Below are 2500 nucleotides of genomic sequence, written 5' to 3'. Positions count from 1 at the left end.
CTCTGGCAGTAGACCCGAAACCGAGTGATCTATCCTTGACCAGGTTGAAGGTGCGGTAACACGCACTGGAGGACCGAACCCACATCTGTTGCAATAGATGGGGATGAGTTGAGGATCGGAGTGAAAGGCTAAACAAACTCGGAGATAGCTGGTTCTCCTCGAAAGCTATTTAGGTAGCGCCTCGTGCGAACACTGTTGGGGGTAGAGCACTGTTATGGCTAGGGGGTCATTGAGACTTACCAAACCATGGCAAACTCCGAATACCAACACGTGCTACACGGGAGACACACGGCGGGTGCTAACGTCCGTCGTGAAAAGGGAAACAACCCAGACCCGCAGCTAAGGTCCCAAAGTCATAGCTAAGTGGAAAACGATGTGGAAAGGCATAGACAGCCAGGAGGTTGGCTTAGAAGCAGCCACCCTTTAAAGAAAGCGTAATAGCTCACTGGTCGAGTCGGTCTGCGCGGAAGATTTAACGGGGCTAAGCTATGCACCGAAGCTCGGGGTGTACGGATTTTGATCCGTACGCGGTAGAGGAGCGTTCCGTAGGCCTGTGAAGGTGGATTGTAAAGTCTGCTGGAGGTATCGGAAGTGCGAATGCTGACATGAGTAACGATAAGGGGGGTGAAAAGCCTCCCCGCCGAAAGCCCAAGGTTTCCTCGCGCAACGTTCATCGGCGCAGGGTGAGTCGGCCCCTAAGGCGAGGCAGAAATGCGTAGTCGATGGGAAGCAGGTTAATATTCCTGCACTTTTCTACAGTGCGATGTGGGGACGGAGAAGGTTAGGTCTACCAGGCGTTGGTTGTCCTGGGGAAAGGCGGTAGGCATGGTTCTTAGGCAAATCCGGGAACCTTTATGCCGAGCACCGAGACGAGTCCTATGAGGACGAAGTGACTGACACCACGCTTCCAGGAAAAGCCACTAAGCTTCAGCTGTAGAAAAACCGTACCGTAAACCGACACTGGTAGGCAGGGTGAGAATCCCAAGGCGCTTGAGAGAACTCGGGTGAAGGAACTAGGCAAAATGGCACCGTAACTTCGGGAGAAGGTGCGCCTCTTGGTGTGGTCACGTGCGTGACTGAGCATCGAGGGGTCGCAGTAACCTGGCCGCTGCGACTGTTTATCAAAAACACAGCACTCTGCAAACACGAAAGTGGACGTATAGGGTGTGACGCCTGCCCGGTGCTGGAAGGTTAATTGATGGGGTCAGCCGCAAGGCGAAGCTCTTGATCGAAGCCCCAGTAAACGGCGGCCGTAACTATAACGGTCCTAAGGTAGCGAAATTCCTTGTCGGGTAAGTTCCGACCTGCACGAATGGCGTAACGACAGCGGCGCTGTCTCCACCCGAGACTCAGTGAAATTGAAATCGCTGTGAAGATGCAGCGTTCCCGCGGCAAGACGGAAAGACCCCGTGAACCTTTACTATAGCTTTACACTGAACGTTGAGTTCTTCTGTGTAGGATAGGTGGGAGGCTATGAAACCGAGACGCTAGTTTCGGTGGAGCCATCCTTGAAATACCACCCTGAAGTGCTTGACGTTCTAACCTAGGTCCGTAATCCGGATCGGGGACCGTGTATGGTGGGTAGTTTGACTGGGGCGGTCTCCTCCCAAAGAGTAACGGAGGAGCACGAAGGTACGCTCAGCGCGGTCGGACATCGCGCACTGTGTGCAAAGGCATAAGCGTGCTTGACTGCGAGATCGACGGATCAAGCAGGTACGAAAGTAGGTCTTAGTGATCCGGTGGTTCTGTATGGAAGGGCCATCGCTCAACGGATAAAAGGTACTCCGGGGATAACAGGCTGATACCGCCCAAGAGTTCATATCGACGGCGGTGTTTGGCACCTCGATGTCGGCTCATCACATCCTGGGGCTGTAGCCGGTCCCAAGGGTATGGCTGTTCGCCATTTAAAGTGGTACGCGAGCTGGGTTCAGAACGTCGTGAGACAGTTCGGTCCCTATCTGTCGTGGGCGTTGGAGATTTGAGGGGGGCTGCTCCTAGTACGAGAGGACCGGAGTGGACGTTCCGCTGGTGTTCGGGTTGTCATGCCCATGGCATTGCCCGGTAGCTACGAACGGAAGTGATAACCGCTGAAAGCATCTAAGCGGGAAGCACGCCCCAAGATGAGATCTCCCGAGAGCTTGACTCTCCTTAAGGCACCATCAAGACTAGGTGGTTGATAGGCACGGTGTGGAAGTGCAGCAATGCATTGAGCTTACGTGTACTAATGAGCCGTGAGGCTTGACCATATAACCCCAAGACGCTTCACCGTCTTCACACATGTCTCCGGTCGTTCCCGGACGCTTGTCACTCGTTTACAACCCTCCGTGGAGCCGGCGCACAGCGCGCTGCTCCCACCCCTTCCCTGGCGGCTATAGCGGCGTGGTCCCACCTGATCCCATCCCGAACTCAGAAGTGAAACGCGCATGCGCCGATGGTAGTGTGGCTCAAGCCATGCAAGAGTAGGTCACCGCCAGGGGCTTTATCCCAAAAACCCGGTCTC

At 54.8% G+C, this 2500-nt stretch carries 2 rRNA genes (1 of these 2 cut by a window edge); both read left to right on the top strand.

Going from position 1 to position 2500, the window contains the following annotated elements:
- Positions 1 to 2246 (top strand): 23S ribosomal RNA (locus tag BMX32_RS18320); it begins 639 nt to the left of the window's first position.
- A gap of 115 nt (positions 2247 to 2361) precedes the next feature.
- Positions 2362 to 2476, top strand: a 5S ribosomal RNA gene (gene rrf / locus BMX32_RS18315).
- Positions 2477 to 2500: the final 24 nt, after the last annotated feature.

Origin of the sequence: Luteibacter sp. UNCMF331Sha3.1 (assembly GCF_900109915.1) — a bacterium.
GTDB lineage: Bacteria > Pseudomonadota > Gammaproteobacteria > Xanthomonadales > Rhodanobacteraceae > Luteibacter.
Note: the sequence above shows the minus strand (reverse complement) of the source record. Positions and strands in the feature narration are given on the sequence as shown.